1 protein-coding gene is annotated in these 1,479 nt (G+C 71.9%); it reads right to left on the reverse strand.

Annotated elements, in window-relative coordinates; all coding sequences use genetic code 11:
* Positions 1-16 precede the first annotated feature (16 nt).
* Positions 17-1,198 carry a cytochrome P450 gene (locus tag ACZ7OI_RS08565; protein WP_470263540.1) on the reverse strand — a complete coding sequence of 394 codons (1,182 nt, stop codon included), beginning with the start codon at positions 1,196-1,198 and terminating at the stop codon, positions 17-19.
* Positions 1,199-1,479: the final 281 nt, after the last annotated feature.

Genomic DNA, 1,479 nt, shown 5'->3' on the forward strand with positions numbered 1-1,479 from the left:
TCCAGAGACGGGCGGGTCAACCGGTGCGCACCGGCAGCGCCGAAACGCCGATCACGTTCGGCATGGGCAGGAACTCGGGCGGGTCGGCCGGATCGAGGTGCAGTCCGGGCAGGCGGTCGAGCAGGACGTTCAGCGCCACCCGGCCCTCCAGCCGGGCCAGCGGGGCGCCGAGGCAGAAATGGATGCCCCGGCCGAAGCCCAGATGGTGATTGGGGTCGCGCGCGGGATCGAAGACGTCCGGGTCGGCGAACCGGGCGGGGTCGCGGTTGGCCGCGCCTGCCCAGACGCGGACCATCCGGTCCGCCGCGACCGGCTGCCCGGCCACCGCCGCCGCGGCGGTGGTGACGCGGAAGCTGGCCGAGATAGGGCTGAGGAAACGCAGGGATTCCTCGATGGCGCCGGGAATCAGCGAGCGGTCGGACCGCACCCTCGCCGCCTGCTCCGGATACGCGTCCAGGCACAGCACGGTGTTGCCCAGCAACGCGGTCGTGGTGGCGTGGCCGACGACGAGCAGCTCGTTGGCGAAGTTGACCACTTCGGCGTCGGTGAGCCGGTCCCCGTCGACCTCGGCCCGCACCAGATCGGAGAGCAGATCGGCCCGCGGCGCGCGCCGGCGCTCGGCGACGTGCCCGTACAGGTAGTCGAGCATCTCCGGCAGGCGGCGCATCGCGGCGTCGATGTCGACGTCCTGCTCGCCCCTGGCCAGGGCGCCCGCGTTGTCCGCCATCTGCTCCACCCACTTGCGGAACTGCTCCTGGTCCGAAGCGGGCACCCCGAGCAGTTCGGCGATCACGATCACCGGCAGCGGGTAGGTCAGCGCGGCGACCAGGTCGATCCGGTCGGCGGTGCCGACCTGGTCGACCAGGCGGTGGGCCACCTCGGCGATGCGGGGCTCGAGCCCGGCCACCGTCGAGCGGGTGAAGGCGTGGCTGATCAGCTTGCGCAGCTTGCCGTGCCGCGGCGGATCGGCCTGCCCGAGGCTGCCCTCGGCGAGGGACTCGGCATGGGACCGCTCGACGTAAAGCCGGTTCACGTCGTTCGAAAAGACCTCGGTGTTCCGAAGCACCTCGACGACATCGGCATGGCGATACACATCCATGGCGCCATCCGCGTCCACTTCGGGCGCGCGATCGACGGGGCGGCCGTGCAGCCACCAGTGTTCGGGACGCAGGTTCCAACGGGCGGCCGGCGAGATCATGACTGTTCCTCTTCCACTGCGGCGACGGCGGACCAAGTGGTCCGGCATCGCCGTGGCGGCCGAGGGGAAAGCCGGGAAGCGTCCCGCGCGGGGACGGCGTCCCGGCCCGGTGGCGCCCGGCGGGCCGTGTGGGGGTGGCACGGCCCGCAGGGAGCCGGTCTCATCCGCCCGGCGAGCTACCGAACCTCTTGACGCCATGTTGGCACACATGTGGCACCGCGAACAACTTGCATGGCGCCATCGGGTGCACCGCCGGGGTACTGGGAAGGGGCCGCCGAAGC

This window comes from Amycolatopsis sp. NPDC114503 (genome assembly GCF_055633655.1).

Bases quoted from the DNA above. Each gene is read 5' to 3' on its own strand.
- ACZ7OI_RS08565 (WP_470263540.1), bottom strand. From the start codon at position 1,198: ATGATCTCGCCGGCCGCCCGTTGGAACCTGCGTCCCGAACACTGGTGG.